This is a genomic window from Sporosarcina sp. FA15 (assembly GCF_051550195.1).
Taxonomy (GTDB): Bacteria; Bacillota; Bacilli; order Bacillales_A; family Planococcaceae; genus Sporosarcina; species Sporosarcina psychrophila.
In genome coordinates this window covers 2,770,237-2,793,830 of sequence record NZ_CP188818.1, presented here as the reverse complement: position 1 = coordinate 2,793,830, position 23,594 = coordinate 2,770,237, and the positions used below count along the sequence as shown (strand labels likewise).

22 protein-coding genes are annotated in these 23,594 nt (G+C 37.0%); 9 read left to right on the top strand and 13 right to left on the bottom strand.

Annotation, left to right across the window (positions count from 1 at the left end; all coding sequences use genetic code 11):
- The first annotated feature begins 435 nt into the window (after positions 1 to 435).
- From ACP8HG_RS13180 to ACP8HG_RS13170, 3 genes are all read left to right on the top strand, one after another.
- On the top strand, positions 436 to 1,737 hold the full coding sequence (locus ACP8HG_RS13180) for an ArsR family transcriptional regulator (RefSeq protein WP_255428500.1): 1,302 nt from the start codon (positions 436 to 438) through the stop codon (positions 1,735 to 1,737).
- Between the two features lie 147 nt (positions 1,738 to 1,884).
- Positions 1,885 to 3,063, top strand: coding sequence for a M20 family metallopeptidase (locus ACP8HG_RS13175; protein WP_438296654.1), 1,179 nt, complete (start codon positions 1,885 to 1,887; stop codon positions 3,061 to 3,063).
- Between the two features lie 32 nt (positions 3,064 to 3,095).
- The gene (locus tag ACP8HG_RS13170) at positions 3,096 to 4,508 is read left to right on the top strand and encodes a YfcC family protein (protein ID WP_438296653.1); all 1,413 of its coding nucleotides are present in this window, start codon (positions 3,096 to 3,098) and stop codon (positions 4,506 to 4,508) included.
- Positions 4,509 to 4,740: 232 nt separating this feature from the next.
- On the opposite strand, the gene ACP8HG_RS13165 is transcribed toward ACP8HG_RS13170, so the two are convergent.
- Positions 4,741 to 5,181: a hypothetical protein gene (locus ACP8HG_RS13165; RefSeq protein ID WP_438296651.1), complete on the bottom strand. Its 441-nt coding sequence runs from the start codon at positions 5,179 to 5,181 to the stop codon at positions 4,741 to 4,743.
- 626 nt (positions 5,182 to 5,807) lie between these two features.
- Here ACP8HG_RS13165 and ACP8HG_RS13160 point away from each other — a divergent pair.
- Positions 5,808 to 6,533, top strand: coding sequence for a DUF421 domain-containing protein (locus tag ACP8HG_RS13160; RefSeq protein ID WP_438296649.1), 726 nt, complete (start codon positions 5,808 to 5,810; stop codon positions 6,531 to 6,533).
- Between the two features lie 572 nt (positions 6,534 to 7,105).
- Here ACP8HG_RS13160 and ACP8HG_RS13155 read toward each other — a convergent pair.
- Positions 7,106 to 8,035 (bottom strand): DMT family transporter, encoded by a 930-nt coding sequence (locus ACP8HG_RS13155; protein ID WP_438296647.1) that lies wholly within the window; start codon positions 8,033 to 8,035, stop codon positions 7,106 to 7,108.
- Between the two features lie 145 nt (positions 8,036 to 8,180).
- On the opposite strand from ACP8HG_RS13155, the gene ACP8HG_RS13150 reads away from it, so the two are divergent.
- From ACP8HG_RS13150 to galU, 3 genes are all read left to right on the top strand, one after another.
- The gene (locus tag ACP8HG_RS13150) at positions 8,181 to 9,059 is read left to right on the top strand and encodes a LysR family transcriptional regulator (RefSeq protein WP_438296645.1); all 879 of its coding nucleotides are present in this window, start codon (positions 8,181 to 8,183) and stop codon (positions 9,057 to 9,059) included.
- Positions 9,060 to 9,476: 417 nt separating this feature from the next.
- Complete coding sequence (locus tag ACP8HG_RS13145) at positions 9,477 to 9,659, top strand: DUF1643 domain-containing protein (protein WP_438298657.1); 183 nt, start codon at positions 9,477 to 9,479, stop codon at positions 9,657 to 9,659.
- 60 nt (positions 9,660 to 9,719) lie between these two features.
- Complete coding sequence (gene galU, locus ACP8HG_RS13140; RefSeq protein WP_340740771.1) at positions 9,720 to 10,607, top strand: UTP--glucose-1-phosphate uridylyltransferase GalU; 888 nt, start codon at positions 9,720 to 9,722, stop codon at positions 10,605 to 10,607.
- 203 nt (positions 10,608 to 10,810) lie between these two features.
- Here galU and ACP8HG_RS13135 read toward each other — a convergent pair whose 3' ends face one another.
- The 10 genes from ACP8HG_RS13135 to ACP8HG_RS13090 all read right to left on the bottom strand — a co-directional run bounded on the left by ACP8HG_RS13135 (position 10,811) and on the right by ACP8HG_RS13090 (position 21,200).
- Positions 10,811 to 12,340 (bottom strand): hypothetical protein, encoded by a 1,530-nt coding sequence (locus tag ACP8HG_RS13135; protein WP_438296642.1) that lies wholly within the window; start codon positions 12,338 to 12,340, stop codon positions 10,811 to 10,813.
- 96 nt (positions 12,341 to 12,436) lie between these two features.
- Positions 12,437 to 13,486: a glycosyltransferase family 4 protein gene (locus tag ACP8HG_RS13130; RefSeq protein ID WP_342539028.1), complete on the bottom strand. Its 1,050-nt coding sequence runs from the start codon at positions 13,484 to 13,486 to the stop codon at positions 12,437 to 12,439.
- Between the two features lie 3 nt (positions 13,487 to 13,489).
- Positions 13,490 to 14,281 carry a glycosyltransferase family 2 protein gene (locus ACP8HG_RS13125; RefSeq protein WP_438296640.1) on the bottom strand — a complete coding sequence of 264 codons (792 nt, stop codon included), beginning with the start codon at positions 14,279 to 14,281 and terminating at the stop codon, positions 13,490 to 13,492.
- Complete coding sequence (locus ACP8HG_RS13120; protein ID WP_438298656.1) at positions 14,259 to 15,470, bottom strand: O-antigen ligase family protein; 1,212 nt, start codon at positions 15,468 to 15,470, stop codon at positions 14,259 to 14,261. Before ACP8HG_RS13120 ends, ACP8HG_RS13125 begins: the two co-directional genes overlap by 23 nt.
- Positions 15,460 to 16,959: an oligosaccharide flippase family protein gene (locus tag ACP8HG_RS13115; protein WP_438296638.1), complete on the bottom strand. Its 1,500-nt coding sequence runs from the start codon at positions 16,957 to 16,959 to the stop codon at positions 15,460 to 15,462. Before ACP8HG_RS13115 ends, ACP8HG_RS13120 begins: the two co-directional genes overlap by 11 nt.
- Entirely contained in the window at positions 16,937 to 17,932 is a 996-nt protein-coding gene (locus tag ACP8HG_RS13110) for an NAD-dependent epimerase/dehydratase family protein (RefSeq protein ID WP_438296636.1), read from the bottom strand. The genes ACP8HG_RS13115 and ACP8HG_RS13110 overlap by 23 nt, the downstream gene beginning before the upstream one ends.
- A gap of 24 nt (positions 17,933 to 17,956) precedes the next feature.
- Positions 17,957 to 18,508: a sugar transferase gene (locus tag ACP8HG_RS13105; protein ID WP_438298655.1), complete on the bottom strand. Its 552-nt coding sequence runs from the start codon at positions 18,506 to 18,508 to the stop codon at positions 17,957 to 17,959.
- Between the two features lie 102 nt (positions 18,509 to 18,610).
- Positions 18,611 to 19,249: a CpsD/CapB family tyrosine-protein kinase gene (locus ACP8HG_RS13100; protein ID WP_438296634.1), complete on the bottom strand. Its 639-nt coding sequence runs from the start codon at positions 19,247 to 19,249 to the stop codon at positions 18,611 to 18,613.
- The gene (locus ACP8HG_RS13095; RefSeq protein WP_438296632.1) at positions 19,230 to 19,976 is read right to left on the bottom strand and encodes a YveK family protein; all 747 of its coding nucleotides are present in this window, start codon (positions 19,974 to 19,976) and stop codon (positions 19,230 to 19,232) included. Before ACP8HG_RS13095 ends, ACP8HG_RS13100 begins: the two co-directional genes overlap by 20 nt.
- A 54-nt stretch (positions 19,977 to 20,030) precedes the next feature.
- Positions 20,031 to 21,200 carry an acyltransferase family protein gene (locus ACP8HG_RS13090; RefSeq protein WP_438296630.1) on the bottom strand — a complete coding sequence of 390 codons (1,170 nt, stop codon included), beginning with the start codon at positions 21,198 to 21,200 and terminating at the stop codon, positions 20,031 to 20,033.
- A 458-nt stretch (positions 21,201 to 21,658) separates the two neighbouring features.
- Between ACP8HG_RS13090 and ACP8HG_RS13085 the strand changes: the two genes are divergently transcribed.
- On the top strand, positions 21,659 to 21,835 hold the full coding sequence (locus ACP8HG_RS13085) for a hypothetical protein (protein WP_438296628.1): 177 nt from the start codon (positions 21,659 to 21,661) through the stop codon (positions 21,833 to 21,835).
- Positions 21,835 to 22,542, top strand: coding sequence for a DNA alkylation repair protein (locus tag ACP8HG_RS13080; RefSeq protein ID WP_338656765.1), 708 nt, complete (start codon positions 21,835 to 21,837; stop codon positions 22,540 to 22,542). Before ACP8HG_RS13085 ends, ACP8HG_RS13080 begins: the two co-directional genes overlap by 1 nt.
- Before the next feature lie 191 nt (positions 22,543 to 22,733).
- Here ACP8HG_RS13080 and ACP8HG_RS13075 read toward each other — a convergent pair whose 3' ends face one another.
- Positions 22,734 to 23,513, bottom strand: a complete 780-nt coding sequence (locus ACP8HG_RS13075) for an acetoin reductase (protein ID WP_421101632.1) — start codon at positions 23,511 to 23,513, stop codon at positions 22,734 to 22,736.
- Between the last annotated feature and the right edge of the window lie 81 nt (positions 23,514 to 23,594).

The window sequence follows — 23,594 nt, the reverse complement described above, 5'->3', positions numbered from 1 at the left end:
GGTGATTAGATAGGTAGCTGATAATGTAATCTCTATATGTTTTTTATACAATTGGGGGAATTAGTTGTTTTTTGTTGCACAGACACTATACTTCAGTACCAAGGACCTTTATTGATGACAGGCATTTGGAAATTGATTTCTTTAAATACTCAACATATAATAGAGTAAGAGATGAATAATATAAAAAAGTGGCTAAAGGTTCGGTAAAATAATGGCTGATCCTCCGCTTTAAATAAGAAGTAACTGTCAAACCTTACCACAGGGACGGTTTGACAGTTACTTCTTTTTTGTTTGGAAAAAGGTGCCTAACTAGCTTCCTGAGTATGTAATTACTATGCAATTCATCGGTTACTATAAGATATATTCATACTTATTGTATGAACATAGTGAAAAAAGCAAGTTCTCCTCACTCATCTAGAAAGGTGGTTCAGAACTTTGAAGAAAATTCGAATAGGCTTGTTTGGTGCGGAGGATTCCCTTGAAATTATGGAATCTGTCATTTCACAGTACCCTGAATTCAGTTGTATCTCTATTACCTACTGGCATGATGAAGAAATTCCAGAAAAACTGACTGCGAATATGTGGGATGTCGATATGTGGCTTTTTTCTGGACAAATTCCTTATGGCTATGCCAAGAAATGGTCTGGATCCTCACAGCCGATGTTTTATGTCCCTTCTTCTGGATCTAGCTTGTATAAGACTTTGTTGCATATCGCATATCAACAAAAGATCGCATTCAACCAACTAAGCTTCGATACGTTCGAACCTTCTGTGCTAGAACGAGTTTTCTTAGAGTCTGAGATAGATTTTCAACCCGTATATTTAAAACACTATGAAGAAGAGATTCCTACGGATGAAGTGGTGAAGTATCACTATGATTTATGGAAAGAAGGGAAGACACTGGCTGCTGTCACTTGTCTGAAAAATGCTCAACATGAACTGATAAAGCTTGGCGTACCTGCATTTCGGGTCCTTCCGGCACAATCCGCAATCGTTTCTACGTTGGCACTTATTCGCCAGACATATGAAACTATGCACTTTAAGGATTCTCAAATCGCAGTTCAAATGATTGAGTTTGACTCCTTTTCCAGCTTAACAAAGGATACTTTTTCAACAGATGAAATCCATAAAATCGAAATCAAAATGACAGAAAAGCTACTCGTATATACTAAAAAAATAAATGGTTCACTTAAATCTGCCGGGCCAGGTCGTTATATAATATTTACAACGCGCGGACCGTTAGATGAAATTACTAAAGATTTCACTGTAATTCCAGATCCGACAGTTCTTCAGCTAACCGGGGATGATGCTGTCACTTGTGGGATTGGAATTGGACAAACTGCCTATGAAGCAGAGATCAATGCTGGGATTGCTTTACTACATGCAAATGATCATGACAAGGGATCATGGATGGTCGTTTTTGACGGCAAAACGATTACTGGCCCATTAGGACAACCTGAACAGATTATCTATGGGATTGCCCCGGAAAAATTACAATTATTAAGCCAGCAAACCTCACTTAGCGTCGTCACTTTAAGTAAACTAGAATCTATCTTAAGGAAAATCGGGAAATCGGAAATTAGCGCCCATGATCTTGCCCAATATATGAATATTTTGCCGCGTAGCGCACGCAGAATTTTGACAGAGTTAGAGGCAAAAGGATTGGCCCAAATAGTCGCTGAAGAAACTCTACACCCAAGAGGAAGACCGAGAAAAATTTATAAAATCATGTTATGACAAGATGCCTTTTATCTTGTCTTTTTTTATTTTTATAGAAGTTAGAAAATTAACGCTAGACTGAACTACCAAACTTAATATATAATAATGGCTACAACCGTTAATGGTCCGAAATTATAAATTAAATGAATAGTAGGAGGTTCTTAATTGAAAAATACTAAATTCAGTCATCTGATTGATGAAGTTCAGGATGAAGTAATTAGTTGGAGGAGATATCTTCATGAATATCCTGAGTTGTCCTTTCAGGAGGAAAAAACATCCCAGTTTATTTATGAAACCCTGCAGTCCTTCGGTAATCTAGAAATTTCACGTCCTACAAAAACTAGTGTAATGGCACGTCTAATTGGGGCTCGGCGTGGTAAAGTTTTAGCAATTCGAGCGGATATCGATGCCTTGCCAATCCAAGAAGAAAATTTACTGCCGTTTTCGTCCAAAAATGCTGGTGTCATGCATGCTTGTGGTCATGATGGCCATACAGCTATCCTACTAGGAACAGCTAAAATTCTATCCTCTCTGCAGGATCAAATTAAAGGTGAAGTCCGTTTCTTATTTCAGCATGGCGAAGAACTAGCTCCGGGTGGTGCTCAAGAAATGGTACGTGAGGGTGTGATGGATGGGGTCGACATGGTTATTGGAACTCATCTTTGGTCCCCCCTCGAGACAGGACAAATTGGGGTTGCGTCTGGCCCAGTGATGGCATCACCAGATACATTTTCAATCACGATTACCGGTCGGGGAGGACACGCCGGTCTTCCACATCAAACCGTCGATGCGATTGTCATTGGGGCTCAAGTCGTTAGCAACTTGCAGCATATTGTCTCTCGAAATATGGATCCATTGGACAGCGTAGTCCTTTCTATCACCAAGTTCGCAAGTGGTTCAGCCATGAATATCATTCCAGATTCTGTTGAAATGGGTGGAACAGTTCGTATTTTCAGCACTGAACATCGCATAATTATCCGTGAATTGATGGAACGAATAATAAAAGGAATAACTGAAGCGCATGGTGCCTCCTATCTTCTTACCTATAATGATGGGGTTGATCCCGTCATAAACGATGAGAAAGTATCCCGTGTAATCGAAGAGACTGTGCTTGAATTATGGGGAACCCAAGCGCTAACACAGATGAAACCGAATATGGGCGGTGAGGATTTCTCTGCTTTTCTGAAGAAGGCACCAGGCACATTCTTCTTTACAGGATCGGGTAATAGCGGTTTAGCCACTGATTATCCACATCATCATCCTCGTTTTAATATTGATGAAAGCGCTTTATCTGACGGGATGAATATGTTTGTTCACGCAACGTTTAAGTTACTTGATTACTAGTTAGTACAGCACTACACAAATGGAGGGATAATATGACGGACTCAAGAACTACTGACAATAAGAAAGTAAAAAGAAAGTGGGAAATGCCTGACACTTACGTTATTCTTTTTTTAGTGTTGTTGCTTGCTGTTATCGCAACTTACATTACACCAGCGGGATCATTTGACCGTGAAGAAGTGAATGGCATTGAGAGAGTAATTCCGAACACCTATAGCGAAGTAGAAAACAATTCCGCTGGATTAATGGATATTTTTCTAGCATTGCAATCTGGAATGGTTCAATCCGGCAGCCTTATTTTTCTTGTTCTGTTTGCGGGAGGAGCATTTGAGGTAATTGAACGTTCCGGAGCAATTAAGGGTGGTATTTTAAGGGCGGTCAATAAAACACAAGGCAAAGAATTTTGGCTCATCGCTATTATTTCCCTTTTGTTTGCACTAGGAGGAGCAGTTGGCGCAGTCGCCAATTCGGTCATTCCATTTGTGGCAATCGGTATTATTATCGCGAGAGCGCTTCGGCTTGATGCAATTGTTGCAGTCGCCATTACTTTTGGGGCTACATTTGCAGGTTTCAATGTGGGTTTTTTAAATCCCTATACGGTTGGAATTGCCCAATCAATTGCTGGCCTTCCTTTATTTTCAGGAATGACGCTTCGCATCATCACATTTATCGTTATTGTTGGCGTAACCATTTTCTATACTTGGAGATATGCAAAGAAAATTTTAGACGATCCATCAAAAAGTCTGATCGGAGTACTGGAGAATTCTGGTGATTCTGAAGGTGAGTTGATAGCTCCCTTTACTGTCCGCCACAAACTTATTTTAAGTTTTGTAGGCTTGGCATTACTATTCTTCGTCTTCGCAACCATTCAATTTAAATGGAGCATCGATCATATGGCGGCGTTCTTTATTATTATCGGGCTTGTTTCGGGAATAATTAGTGGCATGAATTATAATAAAGTTGCGCATGTATTTTTGGAAGGATGTCAAAAGCTAGTGTATGGTGCGTTGATTATTGGCGTAGCAAGGGCAATCCTCATTATAATGGAGAATGCACAAATTTTAGATACAGCTGTAAATGCGCTTGCCATACCATTGGAAACGCTACCACCTGTTTTAGCTGCACTTGGCATGTTCGTGGCCAATGCTGCCCTTAATTTTCTAGTTCCTTCAGGTAGTGGTCAAGCAATGATTGCGATGCCTATTTTATCGCCATTGGCAGATATGGTTGGTGTCACTCGACAGGTTGCCGTACAAGCATTCCAATTTGGAGACGGTTTTACAAACAGTATCTTCCCTACATCTGGACCATTAATGGCCAGCCTAGCTGTGGCGGGAGTGTCATGGATTAAATGGGCGAAGTGGATGTTTCCCCTCTTTTTAATTTGGTGTGCAATAGCAGTAGTTATGCTAGTTGTAGGCGTACTCATTGGCTGGGGACCATTCTAAATTTGATAAATTCAGATACATATTCATTGGTAAGTTCAGAATATATACTGCGGTTTTATAATAATACAAACAAAATCAGCTTTATGGATGTCTGGCTATCTTGTAAATTTATTTAGTTGAATAAATATGAGTCATTGTTTGATGCAGGTATAGCCCTTCACGAACAATGATCATAATAAAAGGTCCAATCCAGAATTCGTATCTGGATTGGACCTTTATAATGTATATTCTTTCACGCTAGCAAAATATGAATTTCCTTCATCGAATGGCTGCTATCATGTTCAGACAGTTCATGAATAATCCAATTCTTCGACAGCATTTGTTTCAGGACAGGATAAATGTCTTCATCAATATTTAGGTATGAAACGCCTTTATCTGTAAGTTGAAAGTCCCGTTCTTTGATTTTATCGAACTTCATTTCCAACAAGTTTTGCAGCCCATTCAACGTAATAAACTTCACGGTATAGCCATCAAATAGTATAGAGGCGAAGGCCTTTGGATCCTGTTCATATAGATTGAGAAGTCCTGTGAAATCAAAGTTGGGTTTCACTTTTTCCCATGGGCTGATATCTTGTAGCCCAATCTGATTAAGCAATTCATCATTAGATACCCCATTGCTACGAAGCGTTTCAATCAGATAAGCATCCATCAATGTGATTTTGTTGATTTCCATTCGGAGCCCTCCTAATTAGGTACAGATAATGTATAGGAAATATGTGGATGACTGAGCCACTCCCTTAATTATAGATGAGTGCCTGGTTTATTATCAACAGCGAACGTAAAGAAGAAGGGCATCCGTTAATAGTAGTAGCTCCTATTTAATGATGTTTTGGAAATGCCTTTCGCTCCGCTGGTAAGTTTTCCTGTACCCCGTCCAACATCAGGTTCGATATACTTAATCACCATTCAACGCATTTCACTAGTTTTGCAGTTCTCGCTTACACTACTAGGCGGGACGGAAGGGGGGCGTAGTTGACTATACTTTAGAATAAACTATTTATTGGACCTTAAGACTTTGCCTTGGGATCAATGATCATTGCAAAGTCCTTAGAAAGTGTCCAACCAATCTCGAAAAATATTCAACCAATCCTAAAAGTAACTCTGGAGTTAAATCAGAGTTACTTTTTTAAATAGAATAGTTGATGAAATTTCAGGTACCTATTTTCAATTCTAATAGAGGTTAACTTTTGGTGAAAATTGGGGGAATGAGGTTATATTCAATAGCTGAATTGGAAAGAGTGATAGTGATCGTGATTTTTAATTATCTGAACTAGAGAAACCTGGGAAAGTGGTGTCAAGATGTTGGAATTTATGAAGGATATGCTCCTTATATTAGGAAGAATAGTTACTATTATACCGTTGTTATTGTTTACCACACTATTTATGGGGAAACGTGCCATTGGTGAATTGCCGGTATTTGACTTTTTAATCGTCATTATATTAGGGGCACTTGTTGGAGCTGATATTGCTGAACCTGATATTAAACATTTACCGACTGCTTTTGCTATCATTGCGATTGGCGTTTTTCAAAGGATTGTTACGAGATGGAAAATATCTAATCGTAAAATAGGCAGATTACTAACATTTGAACCAACCGTTGTTCTTCAAAATGGAAAATTTGTAAATGAAAACTTAAAGAAAATTCGTTATTCTATTGATAATATCCTTCAAATGCTTAGAGAAAAAGATGTATTTGATATTAACGAAGTAGAAACAGCAATTATTGAAGCAAACGGGGCATTAAGTGTATTAAAAAAACCACAAAAGAATTCGGTGACGCTAGAAGATATGAATATCATAAAACCAACGTCTACGATTTCCTTTCCTGTTATCGTAGAAGGAACACTTTACACAGACGTGTTAAGAGATGTTAATTTAGATGAAGCATGGCTACAACAAGAATTAGACAATCAAGGAGTTAATGATCTAAAGGATGTTTTTTTTGCCTCTATCAATCGCAATCGTGAACTGCATATTTCTTTAAAAAATGAAAAGAACTTAGCCATTCCGACTATAAAACACTGAGTGTCAGGTACCTGCGCACGAAACTAATCAGTTTGAATTTCAGGTACCTATGCACGGGGTTATTCGGACAATTCACTACATATATATATATTTATAAGGCGTGGATTAGGTATTTACTATAATATCTAATCTTCTTTGTGTTTTTATACAAATGTATGAATTGCTAGTCTTTGTTTGTTGCACAGCGGTTTTATAGAAAGCCGGTAGTGTTCAACCAACTAAGCCCAGCGTCCAACGAAAGCTTGAAGGTGTCCAACAAAAGCCTGAAAGTGTCCAACAAACGGAGAGGTTTCCAACAAACATTTCGAAGTGTCCAACCAAAACCTGAAGGTGTTCAACCAACTTGGTCAAGTCTCCAACGAACGCATGAAAGTGTCCAACAAACAGAGAGGTTTCCAACAAACCCTTCGAAGTGTTCAACCAACTTGGTCAAGTCTCCAACGAACACATGAAAGTGTCCAACAAACAGAGAGGTTTCCAACAAACCCTTCGAAGTGTCCAACCAAAGCATCCAAGCACCCAACAAACAGTGAGCTATCCATTGAAATCTAACTTGTCTAGATACCTGGCACCTATAATCCGCTCTCCCTAGACCGACTCATTGTATATAAAAAGTTTCTTCTCCCCAGTAATTTCTTTAAATTGATCTCCGCGGCAAGTACCCCGAATAGCACCAGGACAGCCCCTACATAACCTTTATTTGTAAGGATTTCACCTACGAAAATAAAAGCAAAGAATGCTGCAAATACAGGCTCTAATGAAAAAATCAGACCAGTACGTGTAGGTGTTGTATGTTTTTGGGCTACAGCTTGGCCAATAAATCCAACTGCACTGCACAGAATGCTTAATGCCAAAATCGCACTCCATGACTCGATGTTGCTTGGAAGTTGTGGTTTTTCAAATAATAGTGAAAAGAGAAGTCCCCATGCACCTGCAACCCCAAGCTGTATGATCCCAATGGAGATGGCATCCACATTTTTTGTTGCTTTCCCTGTAACGATGATGTGAAGGGCATAAAATAAGGCACCTAAGATGCACAAGAAATCGCCAGCATGGATGTGGAATGTCTGGTTTAACGTTAAAAGACCGATTCCTGTAATCGAGATACACAAGCTAATCATCACTCTTTTTTTAGGTTTCTTTCGAGAAAAGAGTGCTACTAACAAAGGAACAAAGATAACCGCGAGACTAAATAAAAATCCGGCATTTGAAACTGAAGTCGTTTTTAAACCGATCACTACAGCGGAAGTGCACAAGAATAACAGCGATCCGAGTAAAAATCCATATGTGATCGTTTTACCATCAATTTTCAGAAGGCGTCGATAAAATACGAGTGCAGCTACAAGAAAAGCAATCCCAAAACGTAATGCAATTAGGTTATACTCTTGAATCGAATGGAGGCCCATCTTCATAAACAAATAGGATGCACCCCATAACATTGTCACCATGACCATCATCAAGTCCGCTTTTACTTGTGTGCCCCTACTTATTGGATTATCCATCTTACACCCTCCAGTTCCATTCATTGTGCCAAAATTCAACGAAAGTTATTGATTGTTTTTTAGTATACATGTTAAGTTTAGATAATAAAAATGAATGTTTTTAAGCTGTTAGATGAATAAAATTCATGTAAAGGGAGTGGGGAAGTTGTCACTGGTCAAGTTTGAAATATTTAGCACTGTTGTAGAATCAGGGAGTCTCAAACAAGCAGCAGAGATCCATGGGTTAACGCAATCCGCCGTGAGTCATGCAATTGCCAGTCTTGAATCCGAATGGGGATTTACAATCTTGATTAGAGGACGTGCGGGGATCAAGTTGACTAGTAATGGAGAACGCGTATTAAGGCATATCCATGAAATGTTAAAGTGGAATGAACAAATGATGCAAGAAATAGCGAATATTAAGGGGCTTGAAATTGGCACCGTCCGCATTGGAACTTTTTCGAGTGTTTCCGTTCAATGGCTACCAGAAATCCTGAAAAGTTTTAATGCAGATCTACCTGCTATCGAAATCAAGTTGTTAGAGGGGGATTACGATACGCTTGAGCATTGGATCGCAACGGGTGCGGTTGATTTTGGGTTTGTCTCATTACCGACTTCGAAGTCATTTGAAGTGATTTTCTTAAAAAAAGACCGTATGCTGTGCATTCTTCCTGACGAGCATCGCCTCGCAAACCAACAGGAGGTTAGTTTTGCAGACATTAAAGAAGAGATGCTGATTATGTCGAAGAAAGGGAGCGATAATGATTTAAAGCGGATTTTTCATGAAAACAATGTAACTCCTCATATTAAATTTGAACTTGCGGATGATCAAGCAATCATTTCGATGGTTCAAAATGGGATGGGAATTAGTATTCTTCCTGAAATGGTTTTGTACCGTGTTCCGCATAATGTTCGCATTTTGAGCTTAGAAGGAGAACATTATCGCTCCATCGGTATCGCAGCCCCATCCTTCAACACTATTTCTCCAGCAGCGCAAAAATTTATTGACTATATGAAAGCATGGTTGAACAACTCCCACCGCTAAAGTGGTGGGAGTTCAAGGTACTCATGAAAGGTCCCAATTACCTACTGTATTCTGAATTGCCCGGGTACCTATTATGTTAAATTGACTTAATCATATGGAAGAAAGTCGGGATGTTACGTAATGACGATTTGACCCCACTTTAACCATTAAATGGTGGTTGAATTCTAATTTCGGGTCGAAAATAGAGTGTAATTATTTTGAGGTTTTTTCAATTATAGCCTGTATTTCAGGTGCCTGGACGAGAATAAAATAAGTGACCGTGAAAAAGATGTAATTGTGTGTGAACGATGATACTAATAAAAGGTCTAGCCCAGAATGCGTATCTGGATTGGACCTTTTTAATGTCCATTTTTTCTTTAAAACTTAAATACTAGTAATGCCAATTTGGAAAAATGTGAACGTATGTCGGAGAAGTGAATAAAATTCGTTCAATATAATGGCTTTGGTTCAATTGCTGCAGTTAATCTGTTCTCATACCGTACACCTTCGCATAGAGTGTTGGTAACAGTTGCGTGGAGTCATCCGCAAAATAAGGAATACTTGAAAGTAGCGATGGATGAAGCGGAAATAATCGTTGTTAGGCTGAGCAAAAAATTGTAATAAGAAAAATAAAGTCAATGTGACATACCATTAATTTTTACTGGAAAATGGGAGGGAAATATGAAAACTGTAAAAAAGGTCATTATACCTGCGGCAGGTTTAGGAACTAGGTTTCTTCCTGCTACGAAGGCCATGCCGAAAGAGATGCTTCCTATAATAGATAAGCCTACTATTCAGTACATTGTTGAGGAAGCAATCGCCTCTGGAATAGAGGACATTATTATTGTAACTGGTAAAGGTAAAAGAGCGATTGAAGATCACTTTGATCATGCGTTTGAATTAGAGGCAAATTTAGTGAAGAAAGAAAAGTTTGACTTGCTTTATAAAGTAATAGCGTCATCTTCTATAGAAATTCATTATATACGACAAAAGGAACCATTGGGGCTAGGTCATGCAATTTGGTGTGCCCGGAAATTTATTGGTGATGAACCATTTGGTGTTCTTTTAGGGGATGACATTATCAAAAGCGATACCCCAGCTTTGAAACAATTAATTAATCAATTTGAAAAAACAGGTTCGAGTGTATTAGGTATACAGGAAGTTAACGAAGAAGACATACACAAATATGGTGTAATTGATCCTGTTTCCATCGAATCCAACCTGATAAAGGTAAGAAGTTTTATTGAAAAACCTTCAAGGAATGAAGCCCCATCAAATTTGGCAATAATCGGACGTTACATCCTGACTCCGGAAATATTTCAATTTTTGGATGAAAAAAAGATTGGCAAGGGTGGAGAAATCCAGTTGACTGATGCTATCGAGCAGTTAAATACTATGCAGGATGTTTATGCCTTTAAGTTTGAAGGGAAAAGATTCGATGTAGGGGATAAACTTGGGTTCATCGAAACTACATTAGATTTTGCTTTGGACCGACCCGAATTGAAAGACGGAGTTCTTGAGTTGATGGGTAAATTTATCAATGAAAACAATGTGAAGATTACGCTATGATTAGGCAGTTAACTGTAAGCAATGAGCAAAATCGCTGACAGTGGACAAGCCAATATAGTAAATCAAGTGTCCTACTCAATTATGTGGAGCTTAATAAGGCGGTAAGTAAGGCTTAAAATAGTTAACCTACTTAGTGTCTGTAAATTAACATTCTCTTTTTAGGGGGGCTTTCACAGCATTTGTTCTGTCAAGATTATATTGTTTCATAGCTTTGAAGTGATAATTTGTCCTTGGTCATTAATACTCACTTTCCATTTAGTTCCGTTCGGAGAAACTAACTTCACGGATTGCCCTTTTTGTAGTTCTAAATCTCCATATAATGTACCGCCTGTAGTTGGCAACCAAGAGGCACCATGTTGTAATGATGATTTAGCAAATATCCGATTAATACGAAATCGTTTGTGCTCTTGCGTGTAACCGCTTAGTGTTAACTTAACTTTATACAACGTAGCTGCTCTTACCTCCGAAATAACAGTGTTTCCGACATTAAATGGGACATTTTTAGCCACTATCCATGGTCCATTTAAACTTTGTTGGTATTCAATTAACACATGGCTCGGACTTTCATTCCATCCAAAATAAATACCAAAGCAATTCAGCATTTTAATAGGCTGTTTTGAAAAGTCTAATTCGATGACAACTGGCTGGGAACTAGGCACCTCCAAGTAATTCACGCTTTGCTCATCTAGTAAGTTAAAACAATTATTTATAGTTCCTCCATAGGGGGCTTTACCCAAAAGTTGACGTACAGTATATCGGACGTGTGCATTTACTAATATATCATCTTGGTTCCCAACCAGATGTGCTTTCCCTAATGCAAGAGGGGGATATACAGGAAGGGATTCTTCATGAGGTGACGTGTAACGATTGTATTGACCAAGATCTAGAATGGATGTGGAAACTTGATTCGAGAATAGGTAATTATGATGAGAAATGGAGGAAAATTCAATGACAAGTGGAGGATCATCCATACGGTTGGTATCCCAAATCAATCCTTCAAATACATTATAGGCACCCGAGCAGCGGATTACCTTTTTTGTTTGTTTCCGGCATTGAACTTGGATATCGGTAAAGGTGTTACCAGAAATTTCATATGGTAAATCACTATTTCCGTCAATCTCTATACCATACTGACAACCATCTATATAAATAGAGTGGAAGGAGTTCGCATTAATCCAACACGGGGTATTTATATTTTGAAGTTTTTCTGTTTTAAAATAGAGGGCCGTATGAAAGTTTGTGATTTGTATGGAGTTTGCTTTAAAGAAGCTGATGAAATCCCATGCATTTTTACAGTATAGTTGAATGGCTATACCCTGGTATGTTGTTGTACGGTTTATGATATTTATATCGGAAATAGAAGTGTGATTATGAATCTCTATTTGTTGGGCACCAGAAAGGAAGATAACAGTTGAATTAAAGCTATTATCCATGATTTCAATCGTTCCACCCGAGATTGAAGCATCTTTTTGAAGCTCAAACACTTGGAAATCACCTTTGACAAGTAATATAACTGTAGAATCAATTTCGAGACTTACATTTGACTTAATGACAATGGGGGAGGAAAGGATATATTGTTTCTTCCCTGTGATGACAACTTTTGAGTGATTATTAGCTATACAATTATTAATGGCTTCTTGAATGGCTGGGGAATTGTCTGCTAAATTTGGATCAGCTCCAAAACAATCAATATTAACAACATCTCTATTCTGGCAGTCTTCAGAGTCCATCATTTTAAAACACTCCTTTTCTAGTGGGGTGTTATAGAATATGCTTTTTAAAAAAAGATGCATAGGTATAAAAAAACAAACGAATGTATCGTTTGTTTTTTAAATTTGATAGGTTTTCAACGTAGAATGAATCATAGTAGAAAGAGAAAAAGATTCTTCTACTTTTTGTCTTGCTGTGCTTCCCAAGTCTTGTCTTAAATCCTCATTATCGTGGAGCATCATGATTTTTTCTGCAAATTCTTTTTCTGAATGATGTGAAATGAGAATCCCTGTTTCATGATCTATAATTGCTTCTTTAATGCCACCAACATCTATAGACACGATTGGCGTTCCTGTAGCCATTGCTTCAAGGACAACCATTGGAAAAACTTCTCTGAAGGATGTTAGGAGTAGCAAGTCCATATTGCAAATAAATTCATATGGATTGGAAGCCTGACCTAAAACATTTATTTTATGGCTTAACTTTAGCTTTTTTATCTCTTTTTCGACAAATTCCCTCTCAGGTCCATCACCCGCAATGTGAAACGTAAAGTGGTCCATATTCCTTAATTCATTGGCAATAGTTAAGAATAGTTTATGGTTTTTTTCTTTTGATAAACGAGCTAAGATTCCGATATTGAATGTTTTCTGAGCTTGCTGTGGTTGAAAAGGAAATTGATCCAAATCGACTCCATTATAAATGGTCCGAATAAGTTCTTTCCTTACTCCAAGTTGTTGTAAGTTCTCCGTTTCAAAATTGCTAACCGAGATAATTTGATCAACATGCCGATTCAACACTTTTTTAAAAAGGAAGGGAATCTTTTTTTCAAGCATTGTAACATTATGTTTGGTATAGACCAACTTGATTTCTCTGTTGGTAATTTTCTTTATTGCGATGGAATAGAGCAACATTCTTAAACTATTTGCATGAATGACATCAATGGCCTTTTGAATTACTTGTTTTCTCAGTGTCTTTAGATTACCAAGGTGATTTTTTAAGCTTAAAGGAATAAAGTTACTTTTATTATGAATTTGATTGTACATCTCTCCAGCTGCGGCTGCTGAGTAAAACGTCATGTTTTCATCCTTGAGGTGGTTTTCCAATTTACAAAAATACATCTCGGCACCACCTGTTATGAGTTTATCAGTTAGTAGTAGAACAGTGTACATTCTTTATTTACCCCCATTTGGTAAAGACACTTTGTTTTTATTGTATGCATGATAGGCATATTTACCAAAGTAAAAGTTGGATTTTACAAGGTTTAACTTTTCTTGGCTTCGTAAGAGTTTCCAATATCGATAGGCAGCTTTGAATTTATTCCTTGAGGCGGAGTTACAAACAATACGATATCTTGATAAAACCTTTTGTAAGCCATATGCTTTATGCCCTTGCCGAAGTAACAACAACCATAATGCAGTATCCTCAGGCTGAATATCTGGCATTTCTATCTGTTTAATTTGTTGTCTATCTAACATTACAGTTAGGCAGCCAATAATTGTATTTCCAATCAGATACTTATAATCCACTACTTTTGGTGCTTTTACTTCTACATCCATATGATTACCATCTTCATTAATCAACGAATAGGAAGTAAAGGAAAAAGTAAGATTCCCCTTTTGCATAAAAGCAACTTGTTCTTCTAATTTAGTAGGTAACCATAGATCATCGCTATCAAGAAACGCTAAATAATTTCCTGTGGCCATTTTAATGGCTGCATTTCTAGCCCTAGCTGCACCACTATTTTGTGTTAAGGAAATTAGTTTAATCCGTTGATCGTTTTTTACATATTGTTTAATTACATGGATTGAGTCATCCTTCGACTTATCGTCAACAATGATCATTTCCCAATGGGGATATGATTGGGCCTGAACGGATTCAATGGTCTCTCTTATAAATGTCAAGCTGTTATAAGAGGGAGTAATAATGGAGACCAACGGAATATTATCCTCTTGGGCGTTCATCATAAAATTCAGCTCCTTTTTTATCAAATACAGAAATATATTTGAAAGCCAGTGCTAGAAAAATAAAAAATGCTTCATTAATTATGAGGGACAGGGACACCATCTGTAGTGAAAAACCGAAGAGTGTAAGTACGATGTAGGGGCTTTGTTTATGTAGCTTAGTCCTAAAGAAGGCGATAACTAGCATCACCAGAAAAGAACAGTAAAAAAGAAATCCAATAATTCCTGATTCCACCAAGATCTCTAGATACGTATTATGAACATATAGTTTTACATTATGATCAAATGCGTAGTAATCAGAAAAGTTGAAAGCACCAATTCCAAAAAGAGGATGTGCCATAAAATAGTTTAAGGCTTGACTCCATAATTCAAATCGGCCACTTCCTCCGTCAGTAGAAAAATCAGTGATGCGACTGGTGAAAATCTGATTAAAATCTACTTGAATGAATGACCCTGCAGCATAGAGAAACGCTAGGCCTAACAAAGAAACGGTCATCATTTTTATCTTTTTAGAAAAATTCACTAAAATCATATACAAAATGACAACTAGTATGAGAGCGACAATCCCACCTCTTGAAAAAGTAAGAAGGGAAGTAATTACACATAAGGTAAACCCGATTGAGTGTTTGAATCCCTTTAAATGCGTTAGATAATAAGAGAAGAACAATGTATTGAAAAAAATGAAAATATTTGGATCGTCAAGTAATCCAATAAGTCTTGGATAATCTCGGTCTACTAATAATCCATAAGAGATAATCTCAACACCTTTTGGTGATCCTCCTGTCACCTGCAACCCAATTAAGTACAATAACAGGCTAATGGCGTTAAAAACAATGCCAACAGTGGCAATAGAAGTTTCAATTATAGGAATCGAGGTTTGTTCCAGGATAAATCTCATGATGAAATAACAGCCAAGGATGAGAATTACGCCTAGAATGACCCGAATGCTTTCTTCTGGATACTGTGAAAAAGCACCACTTAGGCAATAGATAAAATAAAATAACAACAGTAAAACTTCATAATGATAGAGGGGACTAAAGTGAAAAAATCTGAAATAAATGCACAGGAAAAAGACCAGAAAAACCATATATATTTTCAATGAAAAACCGATAGACAAATTATATTTACCGAGTGTAATAAAAAGTAACAAAAGGAAGACTGGCCAGGTAGAGGTGTTTTTGTTAATGTGCATTATTTTCATCCTCTCGTTGTCTCCCGTTTGTTACATGGGATATTTCCTGTTGCTTTTTCTTTTTTATAAAGCCCTTGATTAAAGCTCGAGTCGACTTATCAAATAGATAAATCATCGCAGACACAGAGATGAAAGTAGTTAATATAGCCATAAAAGGGTACTTGGATAATAAGTAGTGTAAAAGGATAAAACTTATAGAAAAGTAGGAACCATATGGAAGTATAACTTTGGTTAAAATCATATTTCTTGTTGGATGTGTCAGGATATACCCAACGAATGATACAATTTCCATGGCTAAAACTGCAAAGGCTGCACCGACTACTGCATAGGAAACGCTCAGATAATAGAGGGACATAACACCGATAGTAATGGTGATAAACTGTACAATAGTACGACGGTTCTGCAATCCCCGAGTCGTAAGGCCGTCTGCGATGGCAATGTTAAATCCTTGCAAGACGATAATGAAGGACAATATTTTTAAAGGTTGAACAGCAGAAGCCCATTCATCCCCGAACAAAATAGTGACCAAGAATCCAGCCAAATAGAATAAGGATATGGTCATACATATCCCAATATAGGACATAATCTTCATTTGTAAAATAGTTAATCGTGTATGTTCCTCTAGCTTTCCTTGATTATAAGTCTTAAATAGCAAAGGGAAAAATGCACCTGCAATAACCCCTGGTACTTGGTATAGAGCAGAAGGAATCCGGTAAGCTACCGCAAAGAGACCTACAAGCGTTAAGGGGAGTGTCTTTTCTAAAACTAATGGACCTAATTGGGGAGTCAACATAATAAATAAACCACTTATTAAGAACGGACTAAGATTAGCTACCAACTGGTTTTGAAAAGGAGACTTCCATTTTACTTTTACATTTTTTTGAAGTAAATACAGGCTGTAAAGGCCGGCTATAAAATAAGAGAAACCGTATAAAAAGGCTGTCAAACGGACATCTACTTTTAAGGCCATGCACAAAGTGATTGAAACGATTAATACAATCGCCGAAAAGATTTTAATGGATGCGATGAACTGCATTCTTTCAGTTAATTGAAAATAAGTGATTCCTATACCTTGCATCATTAGGCCAATAACCATGGGAATCAGTAAGCTATACATCATATAAAGAATCTGTAGTTCTTGATAAAAGGTATGAATACCAACCGAAAAAACAATAATTGCTAAAAGTAAACAGACAACCCGGATCTTTATATAGGAAGAAAATGTATTGCTTAGGCTTTCCTTCTTCGATCCTTCTCGAAGGAACGTGTTACTTACTCCAAGGTCTGTAAAAAAGTTCATGATCATAGCAAGCGCAAGAGCCACACTAAATATTCCATAGTTCTTAGAGTTGAAAAAATTGGCCAATAGTATGAGCGTGGTAGCATTTAAGATATTGGCTAGAATCGTACTGTAAAATAAATGAATTATATTTCTAATTATCGAGTTTTTCTTATTCACTTGATTTTCACTCGATTTGTAGCAATACATTCGTAGATTGCATTGTTGTTGAAGGTTCTTCAAACGAGGCACTAGTAGGCTGATTTTGCTTAAGATAATATTCGTATGTATTCGCAAGACCTTCTGGTAGCGAATATACAGGTTTCCAATCTAACTTTTGGATACTCTCTTTATTACAAAGCAAGCTTTCTTTGATATCTCCACTTTTAGGTGTTTTGTAAATAGGATAGATATCATTTTGACTTAACGATTGAATAATGGCGTATAGTTGATTGATATTTGAACTAGTTGTTATTGAAATATTGAAGATGCCACTTCCTTGTAATCTAATGGCTTGAAGATTGGCACTTGCAACATCCTCTACATAGATAAAGTCTCTAGTTTGTAAACCGTCGCCATAAATAATGGGCTGCTGCTTGTTTATTACTTGATTAGTGAAAATTGAAATGACCCCGCCTTCACCACCTGCTGTTTGCCGTGGCCCGTACACATTACTATAGCGAAGTATTACATAGTCTAAATTGAATAATTCCTTTGCGAGTATTAAATAATCTTCAGCTGTTTTTTTCGAAACACCATAAGGGGATAAGGGTTGAATAGGGTGTGAGACTGGAATAGGCAGCACATTAGAATGTCCATATACAGCCGCAGAAGAGGCAAATACGATCTTTTTTACGGCATACTTCTGGGAAAGTTGGATGAGGTTTATTGTACCCATGATGTTGATTAGTGCATCATTCGAAATATCCGAAATGGAGTTTTGTATACTAACCTGCGCGGCTTGGTGAATCACATAGTCGGGCTTGAACGTCACTAATGCCTTTTCTAGCGACCCCTTATCTTCAATATTCCCTATAAAAACTCCGGCTTCTGAATGGACATTCTTAATAGATCCAGTGGATAGGTTATCATAAACGGCTACTTCATATTTATTATGAATTAATGTATCTACAATATGTGATCCGATAAATCCAAGGCCACCCGTTACTAGTACTCTCGGCATTTTCCAAATCCTCCATTTCGTCTTCTATCTAGCACCATTTCCAGTAAAGACAATTAACAATGTTAGTAACAAAATCTTGATATCCATAGCAAACGATTTATGCTGACTATAATATAAATCGAGAGTCAACTTCTCTTCAGGGGTTAAATCGTATCCGCCATTCACTTGTGCCCACCCGGTTAATCCAGGTTTTTCAAGTAAGCGGTTTTTAAAGGTAGGGAGGAACTTATCAATTTTTTTATAAAAATATTCTCTTTCCGGTCTAGGACCAATCAGTGACATATCCCCTTTTAAAACCATAAGAAGTTGGGGTATTTCGTCAATGCGGGTTCTTCGTATAAAAACGCCGACTTTTGTAACTCTAGGATCTTCTTTGTTTGCCCACTGAGGGCCATTTTTTTCGGCATCTAAACACATAGATCGTAATTTTATCACTGTAAAAGTTTTTCCGTTTTGACCCAGGCGTTGTTGAAAAAAGAAGGGATTGCCGGTTGAAAAAATAGGGATTAGAATACAAAATATAGCCAAAATGGGGGATAGGAGAAGTAACAAAAATAATGATGTGATAACATCCATAGAACGTTTAAAAGCGTAATAGGCTGAGATCGATTGTGGTCTTGTTAGTAATTCTTCTTGTATATTAACCTTAAACTTTGAACTCAATGGTTCGCTTCCTTTTTAATTAATTAGTACCGTACCGGTTATTCCATATTTTGCACGTTCAAATTGTTTTTTCACACTTACAATCTTTTCTAACTTGTCTTTACCTTCTTTAATCACTAAAACAATACCATCACAATATTTTGCCGCGATTTGTGCATCAGGTGTATTTTGACTGTTGGATGTGTGGAATAGGATGATATCAAAATGCTGTTTCCACTCCTTAGCGAGGATAGGAAGGGTCTCTTTGGATAACAAGGTCGATGGCTCATAAAGGACTTCACCTGTTGGTAAACAGAATAGATAGTCAGTTATCAATATCGTATTATCACTATGCTGGAGCTGTTCACCTAAAAGTAAGGATGTTAGACCAGATGAGTTATCAATCATAAACAAATTATGCAGCGAAGGTTCACGAAGATTACCATCTACTACTAACACGCGTTTTCCTTGTTCTGAAAATGCAAGGGCTAAATAGGCTGTAGCATTCACTATGCTTTTTGTTTGTGTAAGTGAAGTGACCATTAATAATGTTGGATTGACCTTGGTAAGGTTAGATTCAATATTGTTACAAATGGTATAAAACTGCTCTTTAATTTTGATATTCTTCGGCTTAAATGAATGTTTCCTCTTAAATTTAATAGTCAAAGTATTCACCGCGTTTCGCTGAGTTTAAGGTGTTAAAACGTGTTTTGCGTGTTTTTTTATTTCTATGAGTGTTTAAGTTCACTCTGCCTAACAAAGGAAGACCAAGTCGGTCAAGTTCACGATCACTAAAGGCTGTATCATCAAAATGTTCCCGAATAAGCGCCAATGCTATTCCGGTAAAAAAACCTAACACGATTGAAATGGCTATAACGAATTTAGGTTTTGGAAAAAGAAGCTCAGATTCTTCAATGACATTAGGATCGATTAGAATAGTAATCTGGTTTACGTTTGCAAAGTCTTTAAACTTAGTTATGGACTGATTTGCGACAGACAGTGCAATGGCTTTAGCTAACTCTGGGTTAGAATCTTTGACGGAAATAGTAATGATTTGTGAACTATCTCTATTGGTAACGGAAACTTGCTTTAGTAACTCATAATTTGAACGAGTTAGCTTTAACTCTTTTTTCACGCCCATCATGATTTGAGGGCTTTTAATAGCATCCATATATGAAAGTGCGAGCTGTCTGTTTTCTTGCACTTTATTTATCGAGGTTTCCTTACTATCCATACTTAAAGATCCTGCCAGAACCTGAGTAGAGTATTGATAAGCAGGTTTCATTAGAAATAGAGTCGAAGCAATAATGAAACCAGCTGTACAAATTGCAATAAGTATTATGATTAAGAATCGTTTCTTTAAAATAAGTACTAAATCTTTTATCTCTACTTTTTCATTCATCATTATTACCTCTTTTTTGAGTTAGTAGGAGAATTTACACTCCTTCACATTTATCTATCTTGTTAGTGGATGATCCGCTGGTATTGCTAAATCCACTTTCTTGGCTCTCTTAGTTAAATACCGCCCAAGGTTTATGCATGGTTTTTCTACAAATAGATAAGACAATGAAGACAATAGGAAAGAAAATATAAAAGAAAGAATCAAAATTACGGTGATAGATAATTTATCATAAAAGAGATAGATGAATGAGTATAAGGAGATTAGATGATACAAATAAAGACTATATGAAATTTTTCCGAGAAGTATGAGTATTCTATGCTTCAATAATGAACCAAAAGTTTCCGAAGAAACACTCATTATAAATAAGATACAGACGCCGAAAGAGACTACATAGTTTCTAAATATATAGTTATTTAAAAAAATTATTTCACCAATCAATCCTTCATACATAAAACAAGTAATCGCTAATGATAGAAGTATAAATTTCATTGGTTTTTTAATTTTCAAAGTAAACGTAATGAGTATATGGCGATATTTTGCTAGTAAAGCGCCTATTAAAAAGATAGTTACGTAGTGAAAACTTAAAAAAATACTAGTTAGTTTTACACCTGAACCAAGCAAATATAATCCCAAAACAGAAGAAAAACATAATGCAATTAAATATACTAAGGATTTTTTGAGATTTTTCCCGATAAAAGGGAGTATTAAGAATGGAAATACTATTGAGATTCTCATTTCATGAACAAGAGACCATATAACGTTGTTATAGATGTCTGTATTGTACTGCCCGATAAAAAAAAGATGGCGTACTAATATGGCTGGCGAATCTGATACTGTCCAGGATTTACTAAACCAGTTACTAATAAATGGTAGGTTATTATGACTTATAAGCATTTTAGCTAAAATAGCAATTATGATGGCTACGAGATACGGTATATAAATTCTACAAATTCGTTTAATTATATATGTGGGATAATGGAACTTGGAATTATTTATTGATACATACAAAACAAAGCCACTCAATACAAAAAATAAAATGACAGATTCATTGCCGCTACTGAAGAACATGCGAAGAGGGGTTTCCTTAACCAAATAGACTATGAAAGGACTATTTAGTTCATACCTGTAACTCTCATAGGCAGGAAATATCATCAAATAATGTCCAATTAGTACAATAAGTGCTGCTACTCCTCTTAAAGAGTCTAATTCTCCATATCTAATCATCCTATTATCCCTCGTTTTGAACTGTATATTTTATTTTTTGTTATTTGCAGCATTTCGATTATATTAATTAGTTTCCCCCTTTCTTTATTGTTTTCCAAACCATCATATAACTACCATATTATTAATTAGTTCTAGTTATCATACAAATTGTATAAAACTATTTGGAATTTATCTGTTTACCATTCGGATGGAGGCGCCAAATACTGCCACGTTTAACTTGATTCAAATAATCCAAAACAACACCCCCGAATAAATTATATTCAGACAAGCTGTGGAATATTTCATTTTGTAGTAATTCATTTTGTTTGGCTTAATATATCCTCTAGTAACAGTCATCCCGAAAAAATCTCATATATAAAAGTGGCAATTGACAATGCAGAAATTATCGTTGCTGAGTCGATGGCGCATGTTGCACCCCCTGACAGCGCAGCTTTGTATAATTAATGCGGTACCATTGAATGAAGCGTATGGAATCTACAGCTGGCGATAAGGATGAAAAGTATGTTGCAAAACACATTGCTGAACGATTTGAGGGGAATGATAGATTTGTGTTTTGCTGTCAAACTGCGGGTGGTTATAAGATAATGGTGATATATGTGATAGGTAAACTCCAGAGAGAAGGAAGTGTTAAATGATGAATGTAGAGTTGGTTATGCAGGAGCTCGAAGCCCTTGGCAAGGAACGAATGAAGAAAATGTACATGTCCAATGGTGCGCATGAGCCGCTTTTTGGCGCAGCTACAGGTGCTATGAAACCAATTGTAAAGAAAATTAAAATGAATCAACCTTTAGCTGAAGAGCTGTATGCCACAGGGAACTATGATGCAATGTACTTTGCAGGTATTATTGCAGAACCAAATGCTATGACGGAAGCGGATTATGATCGTTGGATCGATGCGGCGTATTTTTATATGCTGTCTGATTATGTAGTGGCTGTAACTTTATCAGAGTCAGATATTGCACAAGAAGTTGCCGATAAATGGATCGCAAGTGGTGAAGAGCTGAGAATGTCGGCAGGCTGGAGTTGTTACTGCTGGCTGTTAGGGAACCGACTGGACGTTGAATTTTCAGAAGCCAAAATTTCCGATATGCTTGACATGGTAAAAAATACGATTCATGATTCACCAGAACGAACGAAATCCGCAATGAATAATTTTATATACACCGTGGGGATTTCCTATTTGCCGCTCCATGAAAAGGCAATCGAGACCGCAAAGGCGATTGGAATAGTAGAAATCAAGCGGGACAAGAAAAAAAACAGTTTTCTAAATGCTTCCGAAAGTATTCAAAAAGAAGTCGATAGAGGCAAGCTTGGTTTTAAACGCAAGCATGTAAGATGTTGAAATTAATTTCAGGTGCATGATAATCTAATTTCTATTGGTTTTTTGGTGCACAGGCATCCACACAAATATGGGGAAACCTTACACTGTTTTGAGGATCAAAAAAACCTGATTTCTCGATGTTAAATGAGAAATCAGGCTTTTAAAAAATGGGGATATCTTCATTTTTATAGGATATCTCTTGAGATAGTGAATTAATTGAACACCATACCACCATCTGATAAGATGTTTTGCCCAGTGATGTAATCAGAGTTTGGTGAAGCCAAGAAGGATACAAGATGAGCTACATCTTCAGGAGTTTGTGAACGACCAAGTGCAATTCCTTCAGTGAATTTCGCAAACGCTTCTCCTTTTTTCGTCCCCATGTGTTCCATCATTTTTTCATCTAGTCTGTCCCACATACCTGTTCCAACAATCCCAGGGCAATAAGAATTGACGGTGATTTTATCTTTCGCAAGTTCTTTTGCGGCAACTTGGGTCAACCCTTTAACCGCAAATTTACTTGCCGAATAAACACCTAACATTTCGAATCCTTCTTGACCAGCAATCGAACAAGCGTTAATGATTTTACCGCCAGTCCCTTGTTTCTTCATCTGATTTGCTGCCGCTTTAATGCCATAAATCGTCCCTTTAACATTAACGTCAAGCGTAAAATCAACCGCTTTCGGATCAACATGTGTAAGCGGTGCAACTTGTCCTTCAACACCTGCATTGTTAATAAATACATCAACACTGCCGAACGTATTAACCGCATGTTGAACAAGTGCTTCTTGATCGTCGGGATTGGCTACGTTACCAACGAACGATGTAACTTCAAATCCATTATTTTTAAATTCTTTTTCGGTTTCAGTTAGAATTTGTTCGTTAACATCGCTTAACACAATTGAAAAATCTTCTTTCGCTAAACGTTCAGCTAACGCTTTCCCTATACCTTGACCTGAACCTGTAATGACTGCTACTTTTTTCTTGCCCATTATAAATTCCTCCCTATTTTTTTCACGAACCATCAAAACGCTACATTCAATTGCATTCCCCAATAACTAAAACCTCAAACG